Raw genomic sequence first — 16,072 nt, 5'->3', positions numbered from 1 at the left:
CCACTCTCACGGCAGTCCGATCAGGAAATCAAGAGAACTCCGAGCCCTGTACACGCGAAATACTTCCAATCCCAGAAAATGCCAATTTTTACCAAAGCCACATGCGGCAGCCAGCAAAAGTAGCAGGCGCACTCAAATAGCTGTTCAAATTACAAAAACTCACCCCAAAGAGTGAGACGAGTGCACACTCAAAGCAACCATGGGTTGCCGTTTTCGCGACACGTTAACCTGAATGCAGCAGCGATCTATCACCATCGAGTGAACACTTACACGCCCAAACCAACCGTATCGTGCGAAATCACGTGCGGGTGCGAGTGCAATTGCATCAGCATATGACGAAGGCCGACTCGCGGCCACTTGGCCGACGTCGGCGCGGGAACCATTCTGAGTGCGGCTGAACCACACAAAGGCCACAAGCGGCTGCCACATTGTCAGTGCGCCGGCGTCCTCTCATCGGGCTCGCCGGCCCACGCCGCCACAAGACCCAGCGGAACGAGTTCCTGCGCGATCCGTCCACCAGCGGCGCGAACGTACGACAGGCGATCCCACAGTTCACGGCCGAGCCATTCCCGGCCGACTGCGTTCGTCCAGTCGACCGTTCCGGCTTCCTGCACCGCGAGGCCTGCCATCGCCGCCCACAGTCCCGCTGCCGGCCGGACGTCGACGGCGTCGGTCGATCTCGCCGCCGCCACGGCCGTGAACGTGCCCGCCGGGTCGTAGTCTCCCCAGTACCAAGCAACTCCCCGGAGCGGTCCTTGCCCGGCCACGTCGGTGGCGAGTGAGGGCGCCTGCGCCGGAAACGTCTTGCCAGAGCCCCAGATGACGGCGCCGATGTCGTGGCACGCGCTGCCCCGAAGCTCCTGGACAGCGACCCAGTACGTGTCACTGTTCTCGACGATGAGGACGTCCGGACCAGACCCCACGACCGCGGCCGGAGCAGGTGGAGCAAGCCTTGTACACGCCAGCATCGCAAGACTCAGCCGTTCTGGCCCGAACAATGTGGTCCGCTCCAGCTCGTCAAGGCGCTTCTCCCTGGCGAAGATCTCGGCGGAGCGATACCGGACGGGCACGAGAGGCAGCTTCTCGGCATCGTTACGCCCGAGCCAATCGTTGATCTTCACCAAATCGGCGAAAAGCGCTGGTGAGAGCACCGGCAACGAGGATACCCAGCCCAGTCGGCGGCACCACGGGAAAGTCACCCAGGGCCGCTCGCTCCCAAGACGCCGAGCACTGGGTACGAGCACGTGCCGAGGCAAGGCAGGGACAGTCGATTTGTCCCATGCCTGTTTGGGCAGCTCGATGACCGCTGCGCCAGACAGCTCCAGCAGCGCCTCGTGCAACGCGGCGGCCTGGCCAGGGTCACCGGTGAAGCGTGGTGCGGCCTGGTTCCAGAGCCGCCAGAGCGTGTCGAACTCGATCTTCACGGAATTCGTTCCGAGGATCGCGGCACGCAGGGTCGCGACTTCGGCGGGCCGGACGGTCACGTGTCGACCTCGTATCGTGTCGCGTCGACCCAGTTGCGGGCGGACGAACGGTCACGGCCGCGGGTTGCCGCATCGAGGACGTCCACCCCGTCGACGACGGTGGCACGCAACTGCAGGTACGCGAGATTTCGGCGCAGATCGCCGTCATTGCGGAGCTTCACGATCACCGAGCCGTGGCCGGTGAAAGCCGCGTCGACCGCCGGGTCGTGCAGACCGGTCGCGCACACCAGCTGGACGCCGGAGTGCGCCGCGAGCTGATGCTGCATCTCGATCAACGCTTCGGCCGACGCCGCGCCGAACGGGTTGTCCAGCAGCAACGTCCCGGCCGGCCGCGGGCCACCTTGACGATGGGCGGACCGGACACGGGACAAGGCGCAGTAGACGAGCACGGCCAGGGTGAGCACCTGGCCACCGGAGAACTCGATCGGGATGCGGTCCGGCGGGCAGTACCGGACCCTGCCGTCGATCGACGGCTTGAGGATCTCGATCGACCAAGCACCCGCGCGTGCCCGCTCGACCACGGTGTCCCGGGTCGCGTCCGCCAGCCAACGCGCCCGGACATCGGACGATTTCGCCCGTTTCGGATTTTCGCTCAGCTCGATGGACCAGCCGTCGATGCGGCTCGCGAGCCGGGCCGCCGCCTCGTCGTCGGGCGCCTCGGCGAAATGGATCTTGAGCGCGGGCTGGTGGGAGAGTTCTCCGAGTCCTTCGGGCAGCTTCGAGTAGCGCGAAACCTCACGGAGCATCCGACGCTGGTCCCGGCAGAGCGAGAGCAGGCTGTCACGCAGGATTCCACGATGTTTGTCGAGCTCGCGCAGGTCCGCGGCAGCGGACTCGGCCGAGGCAAGAACCCGTTTGGCCAAGACCGCCGCTTCGGCCACCAGGTCGGGCTCGGGAAGCGATCGGATACGGATGGCCGCGGCCGCTTCGAGCTTGGACCATCTCGTGCTCATCGCGCTGCCGCGCGCGGTGACGATCGCGTGATGCAGTCGCCCCTTCGCTTCCCGTTCCTCGCGATCCGCGGTGACCTGGCGCCGCAGGTATTCCCGCATCCGGTCACGCGCGACGATTCTCGTGCCTTCGAAAATTCGCGCCGTGGGCAGCCGATCGGCAGACCACAGGCCGGCGGTGTCCTTCAGCGACTCGACATCCTCGGCCACCACGTCCTTCAACTCGCGTGCCTCCGCCTCGGCCTGCTCGGCTTCGTCGCGGACGCGTCGCAGTTCGACATTGCGCCCTTCCAGCCGTTCGAGCAGGCCGGGAATCTCATCGGGCGCCGCGGGCAGCCACTCGGTCGCGGTGAGGTCGATGAAGTTCTGGTGATCGGCGGCCGAGGGCCGAGCGTCGGCCAAGGTGTTCTTCGCCTGCTTGAGATCGGCTTTCGCAAGGGTCAAGGCGCCCCGCTTGGCGTCGGAAGCCGCTCGCGCACGATTCTGGGCGCTGATGCGGTTGGAAGCCGATGACGCCTCGCTGGTCGCGGCCAGTTCACCCGCATCATCCAGCACCAAGGAGTCGAACCGGCCGGCGCGCTCCAGGGCATGACTCACTCGCTGCCGCGCGCGATTCAACGTTTCGGCTTCGACCATTCCTTGTTCAGCGGTCGTCAACTCGACGAGCAGAGCCTGCCACTCACGGCGGAGCACCTGGAGATTGCCACCTGGATCGGGGGCCGACTCGTCGATGCCCAACTGTCCTCGCTCTCGCTGGTACGCGTCGCGAGAACTTCGTGCTTCTGCTGCCGTCTGTGTCTGTTCGGCGAAGATGCCGTCGGCGCTGTCGATCGTCGCTTCGGCCCTGCGCTGGTCCTCGACCATCCGGGTGCGTTTGGCGGTGAGCCCCGGCACCTGCGCCATTCCCGCGTCCGCTGCTTGTACGAGTTCGTCGAGAGCGATCGCAGAGGCGACGTGGCGATCCGCCTTCTGCCACAGCAATCGTTGCTCGCCGGCCTCCGCCCGAGCATCCCGCGCGGTGTTCTCCTGCGCCTCGCGCTCTGTCACCAGGCTCTCTCGACGCACCTCGGTTTGAGCGACCATCTCCACGGCATTGTCATACGTTTCCGCGAGCTCGTCCCGGGTCGTTTGTCCCCACCGGCGGACGAAACCCTCGCATTCCGCGTCCGCGGCGCGGTAACGGGCCGCGGCCTGGCGCGCGTTCAGCGCGTTTTGGCCTTCATCTCTGGCTGTCCGCTCCAGTTCGTCCCGCATTCGGGCGGCCCAGTCTCGATCCCACGCACCGCGATGGGGCACGACGACGTACTGCTGCGGGGAGCAGTCGCCCGCGGGCTCCCCAGTGGACGCGGGAGCGAGCTGGACGGTGACCGGTGTCTTGGTGTATACGGCATTCGTGGTCAGTGCGGTGACGCCATCGGCGAACCGCTTCGGGTCGCTGATGACCACACCGCCCGCCAGCACGGGATTGGCCGCGATGAACGCGGCGCGCCAGTCGGCGTCGACGATGTTGCGTTCGATCCAGCTCAGCCCAGTGGACGCGCCGATTCGGGCGTCGGTCAATCTTTTCAGCACCGCCAACGCGTCCGCCCCGGCCGGCGCAATCCCGGCCTCGTCGATCAGCACCAGTTCTTCTGTGGCGGCGCGGGCCAGGTCCGCATGGTTCGCCGCTCGGTTGTCAGCTTGGTGAGCGGATTCCCTCGCCACTGCGGCAGCGCGGGTCAGTACGGCGCTGTCGGCTGGCGGACCACCGACAAGCTGTACCACTGTCTCGTCTTTGCAGACCGTCGACAGGTCCTGATCGAATGCCGCCAGTTTTGTCTTGCTGTCATGCGCGGCGTGCCGAAGATCCGCGAGTTCACGATCCAAGGGCTCGATCTCGCCGCTGATGCGCTTCGCGGCCTTGTCCGCGGTCTCCGCCTCCGTTTGAGCCCGCTCGATCGCCTGCATGGCCTCGCTGCGTGCCTCCTGCCAGCGGCGGGTACAAGCTACTGGGAGTTCGTCGTCGGCCAGCCAGCCGGCCGAGATGGCGGCGGCCACCCGTTTGTCGGCTTCTTCCCGCTGCTGCTTGATGGTGGCCAGCTCGCTTTTGACTCGATCTAGTCGAAGCGCGAGTTCGACGACTTCCTTGCCTGCTTCCACCGCCTGTTGTTTCGCACTCCACGCGGCCGCATCCGCTGTTTCGGAGAGCTGGGCCGCTTCGACCGCCAAGGCGTCGAGCCGACCGGCCGTACGCGCGGCCGCATCCTCGACTTCGGCTCGCAATGTGTCCAGCCCCGCGTCCGCAGCATGATAGGCGTGTTCGGCGGCCTTGCTCTCCCGCCGTGCGGTATCGAGATCGATCACCGTGTCGACAGCCTGCCACGCTTGCTCGTGCCGATAAGCCTTGTCCGCCTCGACGTCGGCCTCTTCGACCGCTCGGGCGGCCGATTCCGCTCGCGCACGCGCTTCCTCGAGCTGCAGCTGCTGCCGAATGTCGCTGATCCGGCCATAAGCCTGGCGCGCGCGGCCGACTTCGTCCTTGGCGATGTCCAGCGCCGCGTCGAGTTCGGCCAGCGACGCTTCGTCACGGTCGATCCGGTTGCCGAGGGCTCCGGCGTACTCGCCGCCCAGAGCGTGCTCCCGGCGAGCCGTCGCGGAGGTCGCTTCGGTCTGCTCCGCCTGGGCCGCGACCTGCTCGATGAGGGGTGCGATCTCCGTGCCGAAGGCGGCGATCAGCTCGAGTTCCGAACGCTGCGCAGCCAGTACGGCGTATTCTTCGAGGCTGCTGGTGAAAGTCTCGAGCTCACGCTGGTCGTTGAGCGCGGCCACGAAGAACCGGACCACGTTGTCCGGCGAATCGAACGACGCGAGCAATTTCTCCGCGCCTGCCTCGGAATCGTTCATCCGCATCTGGTAGCCGAACAAGGTCGGGTCGACGCTTGTCCGTTCTTCCAGTGCCTTCGTCCACTTCTGCTGCGTGTCGGTCAGCACTCCCCGCGCACTCGGGCAGGTGACGATCAGGTCGTCGACAGCGGCGAGAAAAGCCTTGTACGACACCCTGCGGCCGTCGGCGACGAACGGAAGATCGTCCATGCCGGGCAGGTCAGGGCCGGTGGTGAACAAGTACCACGAACGGAACAGGTTGCTCGTCGACCGGGACGTGTGCGGAGGCTGCCGCCTGCCGTCCTTCCATTCCATCACCGCGCCCGTCACCGTGCGACGGCCAGTGGTCGCGTCCTCCCACTCGCACACGATGTGCGAGGTGTCGCCGGTGAGGACGTAGTCGCCGAGCACCTTGCCGCCGACCTGTGCCCGCGCCGCGGGCACGATGAGACTGCACACCAAGGTGATCAACGTCGATTTGCCGCCGGTGTTGGTCAGGGAAAGCAGGACCCTGGCCGCGGCGCCTTCGCGGGTCGCGAAGTCGAGATCGAGCGGATCGAAGCGGGCGCCTTCTGGTCCGACACCATGCAGCTTGATCCTGCGCAAGCGCAGCGGCGGCACAGGCATCGCAGGCGGCGGGCCGGCCTGGCTCGTGAACAGCGATTCGGTCATGCCGGGTGGTCGATCGGTTCAGGAAGGTCGTTGACCAAGGCGTAGAGCTCCGAATCTTCCGTGAGAGCGGCCACCGCGTACCGGAATCGCGGCCGGGCCGTCCACGTCCCGCCGTCGGTGTCGCCGCGGGCGTTCAGGTAGCCGGCCTCGGTGAGCAGCTTGCAGATCCGGTTCACCGCCCCTCGCCGATCGCCGGTCGACCGGCGTTGCGCGTTCGGCCGTGCCTGTGGCAGATCGAGCCAGCGGCGCCAGCCCTCGACCAGGTCGTCGTCAACCTCACTGTCCTCAGCGGACTCTTCGGCAAGCCGCTGGGCGGCACGGCCAGAGTGTCCACAACGGACTGGGTGGTGAACACCGCTACCCGGTCAGGGTCGTCGACCATCCCGGATTCCGGGTACGCGGTGCGCGCGACCGCCAGCAGCACCGCACCGAGCACGGTCCGATGGGACGGCTGCGCGCGTTTGACGATGTCACTCGCGTTCAGCCGGAGCAGTGCGTGGTGGCGAGCCGTGACGATGATCCCGTCCCGGCCGTCCACCTGCAGGTCCAGTCCCGCGCCGGAAAAGACCCGGTCCACGACCGAGGCGAAATCGGGCTCGTCGAGATACCGGCGCACGATCCGGTGCAAGTCCTCGTTGCGGCCTGGCGTTTCCCTGGGCCGTGCCGCCCACGCGAAGAACTTCCCGACATCGATGTCGTCGTCCGAAGACCTCATCGACCCGCCTCCTCGCCGTGGTGGGCGGAACGAGGCCGCGGCGCCGGTTCGTTGATGTCGGCCACTACTTCACCGGGCACCAGAAGCAGGTCGTCGGCTCGGACACCCCCGGCGTCGAGCGTGGTTCCGGTGGTGACCGCCACGATGATCCGGTCCCCTGCCGAGCGACCGGCCAATCGAGGCGCCCACGCCCGGTGCGCGCCGTGCACGACCGCCGCGGTCAACAACCCCTCATCCAACGGGGGTTCGTCCTCGTCGGCCTCGACCTCAGCGGTGACCCGCGTGACCCGCGCGAGCAGCTGGGACAGCCGGGTCGGGCGTTCGATTCCGGCGAACATCGCCTCGACGGTGTCCTCGTAGGGCTCCCACCACTCGATGCGAAGGTCGTCGTCGAACTCGGGCGGCTGGTACTCGTCACCGGGCCTCGGCGGGGGCGCCGGGGCGCACAGCTCGTCGGTCACCGTGGAAAGCGACGGCCACCAGCGGACCGGAAGCCCGCCGAACAGGGCGATCATGCGGTCGGCCGCCTCAGCGGCCACAGCGGTACCCCGAGCCAGATAGGCGGCCAAGAGATCCGAGCCGATGTCGAACCGCCGCGCGGTGCGCGGGGCGCGACGGAACCGGTCGTCGAGTGCTTCCCGCAGCCGGCTACGGGCGCCGATGAGATGCCGGTGCAGGTCATCGTGACGCCTACGGCATTCGCGCAGGATTTCGATCAGCTGGTTGGCCGCGTCGAGCTTGGTCTGGTCGTCCAGTTCGGCGCGGCGGTCCGCGACGGCGTCGAGCAGCGCCGATTCCGCGCCGAGTCGGTCTTTGACATGCCCGAGCGCGTCCTCCAGAAGCGCGGGAACCTCACCGAGCCAATCGTGCACGTCCGGATCGATCAGCGTGTCGGCGACGATCCGCCGGATCCGTTCCTGGTACTGGATCGATCGATAGCGGGCGACCTTGGCGATCTGGACGGCCGACTCGACCGCGCCGCGAGCGATCAGCGCGTTGAGCTGGGCCTCGTTGGCGATCTGCGCGGCCTCGACGTCGAGATCGAGCGCCTCCACGAAAATGTTGATCGCCTGCTCCGAGGCCCGCAGGTGTTCGAGCCCCTCGCTGCCCGTCGGATGCAGGTACAGCAACCGGAAACGCTGGTTCCGCCACGACGGGCCGGTCGTGGTGTGCACGAGATGCTTCACGATTTCCACGTCAGTCGTGACCAGTGAAACGAGCACCCGCTCCGCCACGGATCGCCATTCGGCCTCGTCGGCGTCAGGAACCTGCCTGGCGGCTTGACCGACCGCGTACTCGAGAGTTTCCTCCCAGGTACGACCAGCCGAAATCCCCATTGCCAGCGCCACCTGGTCGATCACGGCCAACGCGATCGTGAACAGGTCATAGCGGTCCCAATACGCCCCGTCCAGCGCGGCCTTGGTGCGCTCGATATCGGTCAGGACCTGAATCGGCGCCAGCGCACGGCGTCGCCTCACGATCGATTCATCGTCGGTCGGGATCACGACTTCCTGGCCGGGATCGTCGAGCAATGGCTCCCACGATTCGGTCACCGATCACCTCCCCCAAGCCGCAAAACGACATCGGTCCCGTTCACACCGTCGCATCAAGACACTCGTTTGGCCAGACCGCGGCGTTACACAACCGGTCAATAAGGTCCGTTGCCCGCACAAAAGCCGCACAAAATGCGCACAGGTAAGTTTGGTGCCGGTCTCACACGAGGCAGTAACACGGGGCGCGACAGTGCCGTCTTTCCCTGCGAACACCGAAACCACGCAGAAACGTCAGGACGAGCAAAAATACACATTGAGAGCCTCTCGCTGGTGATTTTCCATTGTTTCGGTCCGAACAGGACCGAGATCGTGCTCGAACCGGGCATGACCACGTTCATCGGCACGAACGGCTCCGGCAAGACCTCCGCTTGCAAGGCGCTCCTGCGATTGTTCGGTCTCACCGAGGACGACTGGCGCATCCGCGTCGACGATTTCCACGTGCCGGCGGACGAGCAGAACGCCCCGAAAAGCCGCACGCTGCGGCTCGAGGCGCTGCTCACCTTCCCCGAACTCGACGATGACGACCCGAACGGCAAAGAAGCCGTCCCAGAGTTCTTCCACCGCATGGCCGCTGACAAAGACGGCACGCTGAAATGCCGGATCGTGCTCGAAGCCACCTGGGAAGCCGACGGCACACTCGAAGGAGCCGTCGCCGAGACCCGCCAGGTCGTCCGGACCTTCGAGCCCGTCTACGCCGCCGAAGACTGCGTGCCGCTGCCGGCCGCGGAGCGTGCCCGCATCCAGATGGTCTACGTCCCGGCTTCCCGCGACGGCGCCCGGCAAATCGTGACGTTCCTGCGCGGGCGCTTCCGGACCACGCCCCTGACACGGCCGAGGCAGCCGAAGAAGGGGTCGTGAGTGTTGTCGCCGATTGTTATAACCGCCTGCAACGCTCACGACCCCCCAGCCAATGGACAAGCAGGTTGACTGAGCAGGATGTGCGGCATCGGCCCGACCTTGCAAGCAGGTGGTCGTTCGCGGAGAGCAACTCGACCGTCGGACCGCGCCACGTTTGGCTTTCCTGTCAAATAAGACTGCAGCCGCCCTGGTTCGCGGTCCCCGGCTCTCCACCGTCCACGCTTATGCGGTGCGGACCGCCGTCAGCAAGGCCTCGATGGCGTCCGCCCAGCTGAGCCGCCTGGCCAGCTCCTGCCGCAACTCCTCCGCCCTGGCGAACGAAGACTCCGGGTCCATGAGCGCACGCTCGATGGACCGCGCCCAGGTCGCCACGTCCTTCGCCTGCTCGCCGAACATCGGCACGACCCACTGTGCCGCCCGTGCGTCCCCCAGCACGAGCTTCAGCAGCGCGCCCAGACCGCTCTTCTCCGACACCAGTACCGGCGTGCCGGCCACGATCGCTTCCAGGCCGACGAGCCCGAACCCTTCAGCTCGCGACGGCATCACGAACAGGCTCGAGCGCAGCAGGTCCTCGGTGAGGTATTCGCCGTCGGGGGTGAAGTTCCGCGGGACGAGCAGCAGCTTCTGGTTGGCAGCCCATTCCGTGAGCTCGGCAAGCGTGCGGTCGGCGGACCTGGCCGGGATGCCGCGAACCACGAGCTCGATCTCGCAGAGTCCGTGCTCGTGCCGCCAGCCGGCCACCAGGCCACCGGCTCCCGCCGCGATATCCAGGCCCTTGAGTATCGAGTCCTCCATCCGCCCGGTCGTCAGCATGGTCAACGGTGTTCCCGTCGGCACCCTGCGGGGCCGGGCGTCGAGCAGGTCGAAACCCGGGTCGAACCGGATCGGCTCCCGGTCGTCGTGGTTCGACAGGTAGCCGAGGTAGCGGCCGTGCAGCCGCGGCCCGACCGCGACCACCCGGTCCGCGCTCCGGCCCAGCGTCAGTTCGATGCGAGTCCGAGTTTCGGCGGTCTCGGCCGCGTCGTCGGTCCGGTCGTGCTTGTGGAACTCGATCTCATCTGGCGCCATGTGTACGAAGTGCAGTCTCGCGGCACCGGGAAAGTGGTCCTCGCTCTGCACCACCGCGGCCGACCCGGTGACCCGCCCATGTCCGATAATCAGCGTCGGGACCGTGCCCTCGGGCAAGTCCGGACGCCGCAGGAGACTGCTCAGCTCGGGCGCGCCCGACACCGTAGGGCGCCGAAGCAAGGTGACACCCACGCCCTTCGCGTCAGCCACCTCCTCGTCGGTCGCGTCGAGCACCATGCAGTAGACCTCGGCCTGGTGCGCGGCGAGGCCCCGGCACAGCTGGCGGTTGAAGGTGCTCAACCCGCCATGGCGTGAGCTCCATTCGGTCGCGATCGCCAGTGCGACACACCGCTGCGCCACGGGCGGCGGCGCTACGGCCCGCAGGTACTCGGCGAACTCGTCGGTGAAGAGCCGGAACCCAGCACTCCCCTGTTCGAGGATCCCTAGGGTGACCAGCTTGTTCACCTCGCCGGGGTAGGGAATCTCCTGAGTTTCGCCGACGACATCCAGGACAGTGGTCCGGCCACGTCCCGGCGAATCGGCCTCGATGTCCTGGAGCAGGCGGTCGAAGTACGCCTGAAAGACCGGGCGTACGGCCGCACGCGCACCTTCGACGTCGATCGTGCCGTTCTCGAGGTATCGCTCGACCAGGTCATGGCACAACACCTGGAGCAGGTACGGCTGACGGCCCGTGACCCGCATGATCACCTCGGCGGCTCCGGACAGGTCGGCCACCGGCCGAGCCTGCTCGATCAGCCGGCTGGCTTCCTCGTGCGAAAGCGTCCCGACATAGCACCGCTGCCCGAGCACTCCGTCGAGCCGTGAGCCGCCAGCGGCGTCGGTTTCGATGTCGATGACGGCCCGCCGGGAGATGGTGATCAGCCCGACCGGGTAGTCGGGTTCGCTCACCAGGGACCGCAGGAGCTGGAAGGCCGACAGGTGTGCCAGTACCAGCGGCGCGCGGTCGAACTCCTCGAGGACGAGCAGGACGTACCGCTCGAGGCGGCCGACCTCCTTGAACAGCGCCGATACCGCGTTCTCAAGGTCGTACCATTCCCGCGCGGTACCCACCCGATCGACGACCGAGGCGAGGTCGGGAACATCGGTCAAGCCTTCGGACAGTTCTTTTGCGACCGAGCGGAAGAAGTCGAAAACGGACGTGTGGGCGATGACGTTCACCTCCACGACCACCACGTCGGAACGGTCGAGCAGACTCAGCGCGTGCCGGACGAGACTGGTCTTGCCCGACCGGTTGTGGCCGATGACGCTGAGATTGCCCGGCCGGCCGGGCTCTCCCACACCTCAGCGATCTTCCGGGTGAGGCCGGTCCGCTCGACGAACTCGTCCCCGGCGGCGGGCCTGCCGCCCGGCTGAAACGAATTGTCAGACATCATTTCCTCGCAAATGTCCGGAATAGCGCAGCCATTCCGCGTAAAGGCCGACCACGATCCGATATCCGCCCGGTTCCTGACGAAGCACGCCTCGGGTCGTCAAGTCGTCCAGCAGGCCTTGCGGCACCTCCGCACCGAAGGCCTGCTCGATCGCGGACAAGGTGACCGACGCCACACCGGCGGCCGAGATCGATCGGATCAGCCGATGTGCGAGAGGGGTCGCGTTCGGTGCCTGCAGGCTGTCGAAGTCGCCTGCGGTCAAGTCACCCAGCAACGCGTCGATGACCCGGCCAACGTCCGCCTCGCTCACGCAAGAGGCGTGCTGGGCATTCATGTAGTCGACCATTCGTGAACACACACGCTGGACGTAGTACGGATTTCCGCCGGTCAGCCGCAGGATCTCCGCAACCGCCCTGCCCTGATACCGGCTGTGGCCATCGGCCGCGAGCACTGGCTCTTCGATGAGCGCTTGGGCGTCCTTGTCGGCGAGGTAGGTCACCCGTTCCAGCCCGAACACACCGAACGTGTTCGGATCGGTCCTGATCAGCTGTTCCATCTCGGACTGCCCGACCAAGACGACGTGGAACAGCCGTCGTTCGACGATCGCCTTGAAAGCCTGCAGGAGGGACGGCGGGACCAGGCCCTGGCGAATCCACTCCTGCAGGTACTGGAACTCGTCGATCAGCACCACCCAGGGCGGGCAAGCGGGGCGTTCGCGGCGATGCTGTTCGATGATCCGCCCGAAGTCCTGCACCGGATCGGGACTGGCGATCAGCGCTTGCCGGTCGAATCCCGGGGCGATGAGAGAGGTTCCACCGTGCACTTCATGATCGGCGATCTCCAGGATCCGCCAGAGCAGCGCACCGAGCAGGTTGCGATCGGTGCCGGCTCGTTCCTGCGGGGTGAGTTCGGCCAGGTTTCCCACGTCGACCACCGGCAACCCGTCGTCGTCGCGCAAGCGGCGCCGCAGGTGCAGCCGGACCGACGACTTCCCGGTCCGCTTGTGGCCGAAGATCGCGATGCCCACCCCCGGTGACCCGGCGGTGCGCAGCCGTTCCCGGATCCGCGTGACGAGCTCGCCCCGTCCGTAGAACATGCGCGGATCGTCCACCGGACGGCCCATTCCGCCCGACGCGTACGGGTTAGGCCGGATCCGCGCGAAGTCGCGGTCGATCGTCAGAGAGAGTTGACTCCTGACGACGACCGCCGCGACGTCTTCGACCGGCTGGTAGTTCAGCGCGACGTCGAAGACGATCGTGCCGGCCGTCCCCAGCCCGTCGACCGGCTCCAGCACGATCTCGACGATCTCGCTCTCCCCACCTCGCAACGGCGAGCGAACCTCCACGCGCTCCGTGACTATCCGGTAGTCCTCCGAGTCCGTGGTGACGATCAGTGACGCCGCCTCCAACGGGGCCGCCCCGCCTTCGGCGTTGCCGACGCGGATCTGCACCGAGGCACGGCCCCCGCTCAACCGCACTTTCGGCAGAGCCGGAGAGATCTGAGGTTTGGGCGGATGGCTCGCGACCAGCTGGGCTCGAAGCTCGCGGGCCAGCTCCTCGACCCGCTCGGCGGCGGGGTGGACCACCGCGACCCCGAGTTCGGTCGGCGCCGCCCGCACCTCCGCCCTGGCTGCCTCGGCCAGCCGGACGACCTTGCGGAGCGCCGCCTCCTTGGCGTCGAAACGCCACTCGCCTTGAACGGCGCGGAGGGCCCGGATCGCCTCGGAGAGGTCGGCCAGGTCCGCCGCGGCGGACACTTTCGCCTGGCGCTCGGACAGCAGCTCGTCCGCCTCCTGCAGGGAATCCGGTTGCAGGTCCAGCAATTCGAGGGTGCGGAGCTGGTAGTAGAGCCGCCGACGTTCCCGTCGCCATCGCTCGATCACCGCCGTCCACTGCTGGCTCCGGTCAGCGTCGGTGGCACGCCCACGGCCCAGGTACCTGGCGGCCGCGCTGGCGAGCAGCCGATCATTGCGCACCGTTTCGGTGATCACCCGCGCTGCGGCCTCACTCGTGGCGAGCAACGGAACGAGGTGGTCGAAGCCGGCCGAGCCCGGCCGGGAGAGATCGCGGACGGCGGATCGGATTTCGTCGTGGCCGGGTCCGAGATAGGCAAGCACCGAGGTTCTCACCTCGGCCTCACCCGGTTCACCGTGATCGATCTGGTCGAGCGCCGCCAACGCGAAATCGCATGAGGACTGCGTGCTTTGGCCGCGCGCCGCGAGCGACAATGCGATCAGCGCGGCGAATCGGCTACGGCGCTCATCCGATTCCCGGTTCGTCTTGGCGTGGCGAGCGGCCGCCGCGAAGTGCGCTCGCGCGGCCGCTTGCAGCCGCTCGGTCCCCATGTCCTTCGCTTTCTTGAGCAGTACTTCGACGTCTTCGGCGCCCGTCACCGAATACTGCACCGGGTCACCTGGATCGAGCGCACGGTCCGCGTAGAGCTGCTGCGCAAATGCCGCCATGGTGGTGAGCCCGCTCGACGAGACCTCATCGGGGAAGGCGTGTCTCAGACCGCCGAGAGATCGGCTGAAGCGCAGGGCACGAGGAGTTCCGACCCGCTCCAAGTCGAGGACGGCACCCGACGTCCCGGCTTGCTCGAGCCTCATCTCCACCCACCGGAAGTCGATAGCCAGTGCCTCTGCCTCGGTATCACGCCCCGCCTCGAGCAGGTGGAAGATCAGGTGGTCGGCGAGGTACTGCGGCAAACGCGGCACTTTCCACCAGGCGGTGCTCAACCGGCGAGAGCTGGTTCGGACCGTGGGGAGCCCGAGCGCGACTTCGTCGAGGAATACGCTGTTCAGCATTCGCAGCTCGTCTTGACCCAGCTGCCGGCGCAAATGGTCACGAACGACTTCGTGCAACCGGATCGCGCTGCTGTCACCGCTGGTGGACAACGTGGCCAGGGAGAGCTCGGCCAGACGGCTGCACAACAGCTGTGTCTCGAGCTCGCTCAGTCCGTGTGTCGCCTCCCAGAGGTGAGCGACCAGGGAAACGGCGATCGGCCCGTCCTCCGCCGAGATCGCGAGTTCGCGGAACAACTCCCCCTCGGTCCGGCTGAGCAATCCGATGCCTGCCTCGATCGTCGCAGCGGCCGCACGACGGCGGCGAACGTGATCCTCCAGGTCAGGCTCGTCGTTCCCGGCTTCTATCGGGAACGTCTCCTCCTCGCCTCCTCGGCGGCGCAACCGCTGGAGCAGCTCTTCCGCGGCAGCACCGGCGTCAGGGCGAAAGCGGCTCTGGTCGACAAGGATCTTGTTGACGAGCCGGAGTAGGAGAGGCCAACGACCGGTCACCACAATCAGCTCGTCGACCGCGGCCGAGGGCAGTTCGGCCAGCTCCGCGGCCACCACGGCACGCGCTTGATCCGCCGTCATCTGATCCACGGCGATCGCGGCCCCCGAGCCGACCACCAGTGAGGGAACCGGGGTCGTCACCAGCCGCACGGCGTCGCCGGCAACGGGGAATGCCGCCAGCTGATCATCGAACCACACGTCGTCGAGCACGATCAGCCGCGACGGCCCGTCCTCCAGCACCATCAGCAGGTGCTCCGTGGCCTGGCGGAGGTCAGCGAACGGATAGGCCGCCCGGGGTGCGATCTGCCGGACGAGGCCGTTGACTTTGTCCACCAGCGCGTCACGACGCACCTCACGGCCGACCGTCACCCAGTGGATCCGGCCGCGAAAGCGGCGAAGCACCCGTTTGTCCGCACGCACCATCCGAGCGACAGTCGTCTTGCCGACACCGCCGGCCCCTGGCAACGCGGTAGTGACACCGACCGTCGAGGCACCGCGCCGGAGCAGGGTCCGGACCACGGCGTCCACTTCTTGTGGGCGCTCGACCGCCCACGGCTCCGGCTGTTCCGGCGCCGGCACCAAGGTCAGCAGTGCACGGTCGTAAAGGTGCCGTGCCCACCAGACCAACGACCAGCCCACCGCCAGCGAGGTCGCCGAAGCCGCAAAGCCGAGAAGATGGGATCCGACTGGGTCAGGTGACTCCGCCAAAGCGATGTCGAAACCCAGGTAGAGCAGCGTGACGACGCTAGCGATGCCAGCGACCACGCCGAACATGAGCACAACCCCCGCGGCGAACCGCAGCGGCCCGTCCGGCGGGCCTCGACGGCGTCCAGCCGCGCTGATCACCAGAGCCGCGGCAAGGGGAACCAAGGCGATGATCACCCATTCCAGCCAGGTGCGCGGCCGGTTGAGCACGATATTGACGAAGACCACGATCAACGCGACCGGCGTCATTAGCGCGTTGATAAAACTGATCCGGTTCCTTCTGATGAGCCCACCTCCGGCGCCTGCAGTCGTTACACCGCCAAAAGGTCGCAGCCAGCGACTCACCGGTTACAGCTGCCGCTTCACCGTTGCATTCATGTTATGCCTTTCCCTACGATCGACAAGCCAGCCGCGGAATCGTCGAGGAAGCATCCGGACATCTTGTGGGGTTGTTCCAGCGGTATCGGGCCGCGATCACGGCAGGGTGTCGAGCCTGGCGCATTGACGGACCCGATCAACCAG

General features: G+C 66.9%; 8 protein-coding genes. 1 reads left to right on the top strand and 7 read right to left on the bottom strand.

The window, feature by feature from the left end:
- Window positions 1-431 precede the first annotated feature (431 nt).
- Genes AB5J62_RS15185 through AB5J62_RS15165 form a run of 5 tightly spaced genes read right to left on the bottom strand, consistent with a single transcriptional unit; the run spans window position 432 to window position 8,236 of the window.
- The gene (locus AB5J62_RS15185) at window positions 432-1,484 is read right to left on the bottom strand and encodes a hypothetical protein (protein WP_370948846.1); all 1,053 of its coding nucleotides are present in this window, start codon (window positions 1,482-1,484) and stop codon (window positions 432-434) included.
- Window positions 1,481-5,968 carry a hypothetical protein gene (locus AB5J62_RS15180; RefSeq protein ID WP_370948845.1) on the bottom strand — a complete coding sequence of 1,496 codons (4,488 nt, stop codon included), beginning with the start codon at window positions 5,966-5,968 and terminating at the stop codon, window positions 1,481-1,483. The genes AB5J62_RS15185 and AB5J62_RS15180 overlap by 4 nt, the downstream gene beginning before the upstream one ends.
- Entirely contained in the window at window positions 5,965-6,144 is a 180-nt protein-coding gene (locus AB5J62_RS15175) for a hypothetical protein (protein WP_370948844.1), read from the bottom strand. Before AB5J62_RS15175 ends, AB5J62_RS15180 begins: the two co-directional genes overlap by 4 nt.
- Window positions 6,141-6,683: a hypothetical protein gene (locus AB5J62_RS15170; RefSeq protein ID WP_370948843.1), complete on the bottom strand. Its 543-nt coding sequence runs from the start codon at window positions 6,681-6,683 to the stop codon at window positions 6,141-6,143. The genes AB5J62_RS15175 and AB5J62_RS15170 overlap by 4 nt, the downstream gene beginning before the upstream one ends.
- Complete coding sequence (locus AB5J62_RS15165; protein ID WP_370948842.1) at window positions 6,680-8,236, bottom strand: hypothetical protein; 1,557 nt, start codon at window positions 8,234-8,236, stop codon at window positions 6,680-6,682. Before AB5J62_RS15165 ends, AB5J62_RS15170 begins: the two co-directional genes overlap by 4 nt.
- Before the next feature lie 270 nt (window positions 8,237-8,506).
- Between AB5J62_RS15165 and AB5J62_RS15160 the strand changes: the two genes are divergently transcribed.
- The gene (locus tag AB5J62_RS15160; protein ID WP_370948841.1) at window positions 8,507-9,094 is read left to right on the top strand and encodes a DUF2813 domain-containing protein; all 588 of its coding nucleotides are present in this window, start codon (window positions 8,507-8,509) and stop codon (window positions 9,092-9,094) included.
- 222 nt (window positions 9,095-9,316) lie between these two features.
- On the opposite strand, the gene AB5J62_RS15155 is transcribed toward AB5J62_RS15160, so the two are convergent.
- On the bottom strand, window positions 9,317-11,461 hold the full coding sequence (locus AB5J62_RS15155) for a glycosyltransferase (RefSeq protein WP_370948840.1): 2,145 nt from the start codon (window positions 11,459-11,461) through the stop codon (window positions 9,317-9,319).
- Window positions 11,462-11,545: 84 nt separating this feature from the next.
- Complete coding sequence (locus tag AB5J62_RS15150) at window positions 11,546-15,799, bottom strand: NB-ARC domain-containing protein (protein WP_370948839.1); 4,254 nt, start codon at window positions 15,797-15,799, stop codon at window positions 11,546-11,548.
- Window positions 15,800-16,072: the final 273 nt, after the last annotated feature.

This window comes from Amycolatopsis sp. cg5 (assembly GCF_041346955.1).
Classification (GTDB): Bacteria; Actinomycetota; Actinomycetes; order Mycobacteriales; family Pseudonocardiaceae; genus Amycolatopsis.
This window is presented reverse-complemented; position numbering and strand designations above follow the sequence as displayed.

Bases quoted from the DNA above. Each gene is read 5' to 3' on its own strand.
- AB5J62_RS15180 (WP_370948845.1), bottom strand. From the start codon at position 5,968: ATGACCGAATCGCTGTTCACGAGCCAGGCCGGCCCGCCGCCTGCGATG.
- AB5J62_RS15170 (WP_370948843.1), bottom strand. From the start codon at position 6,683: ATGAGGTCTTCGGACGACGACATCGATGTCGGGAAGTTCTTCGCGTGG.
- AB5J62_RS15150 (WP_370948839.1), bottom strand. From the start codon at position 15,799: ATGACGCCGGTCGCGTTGATCGTGGTCTTCGTCAATATCGTGCTCAAC.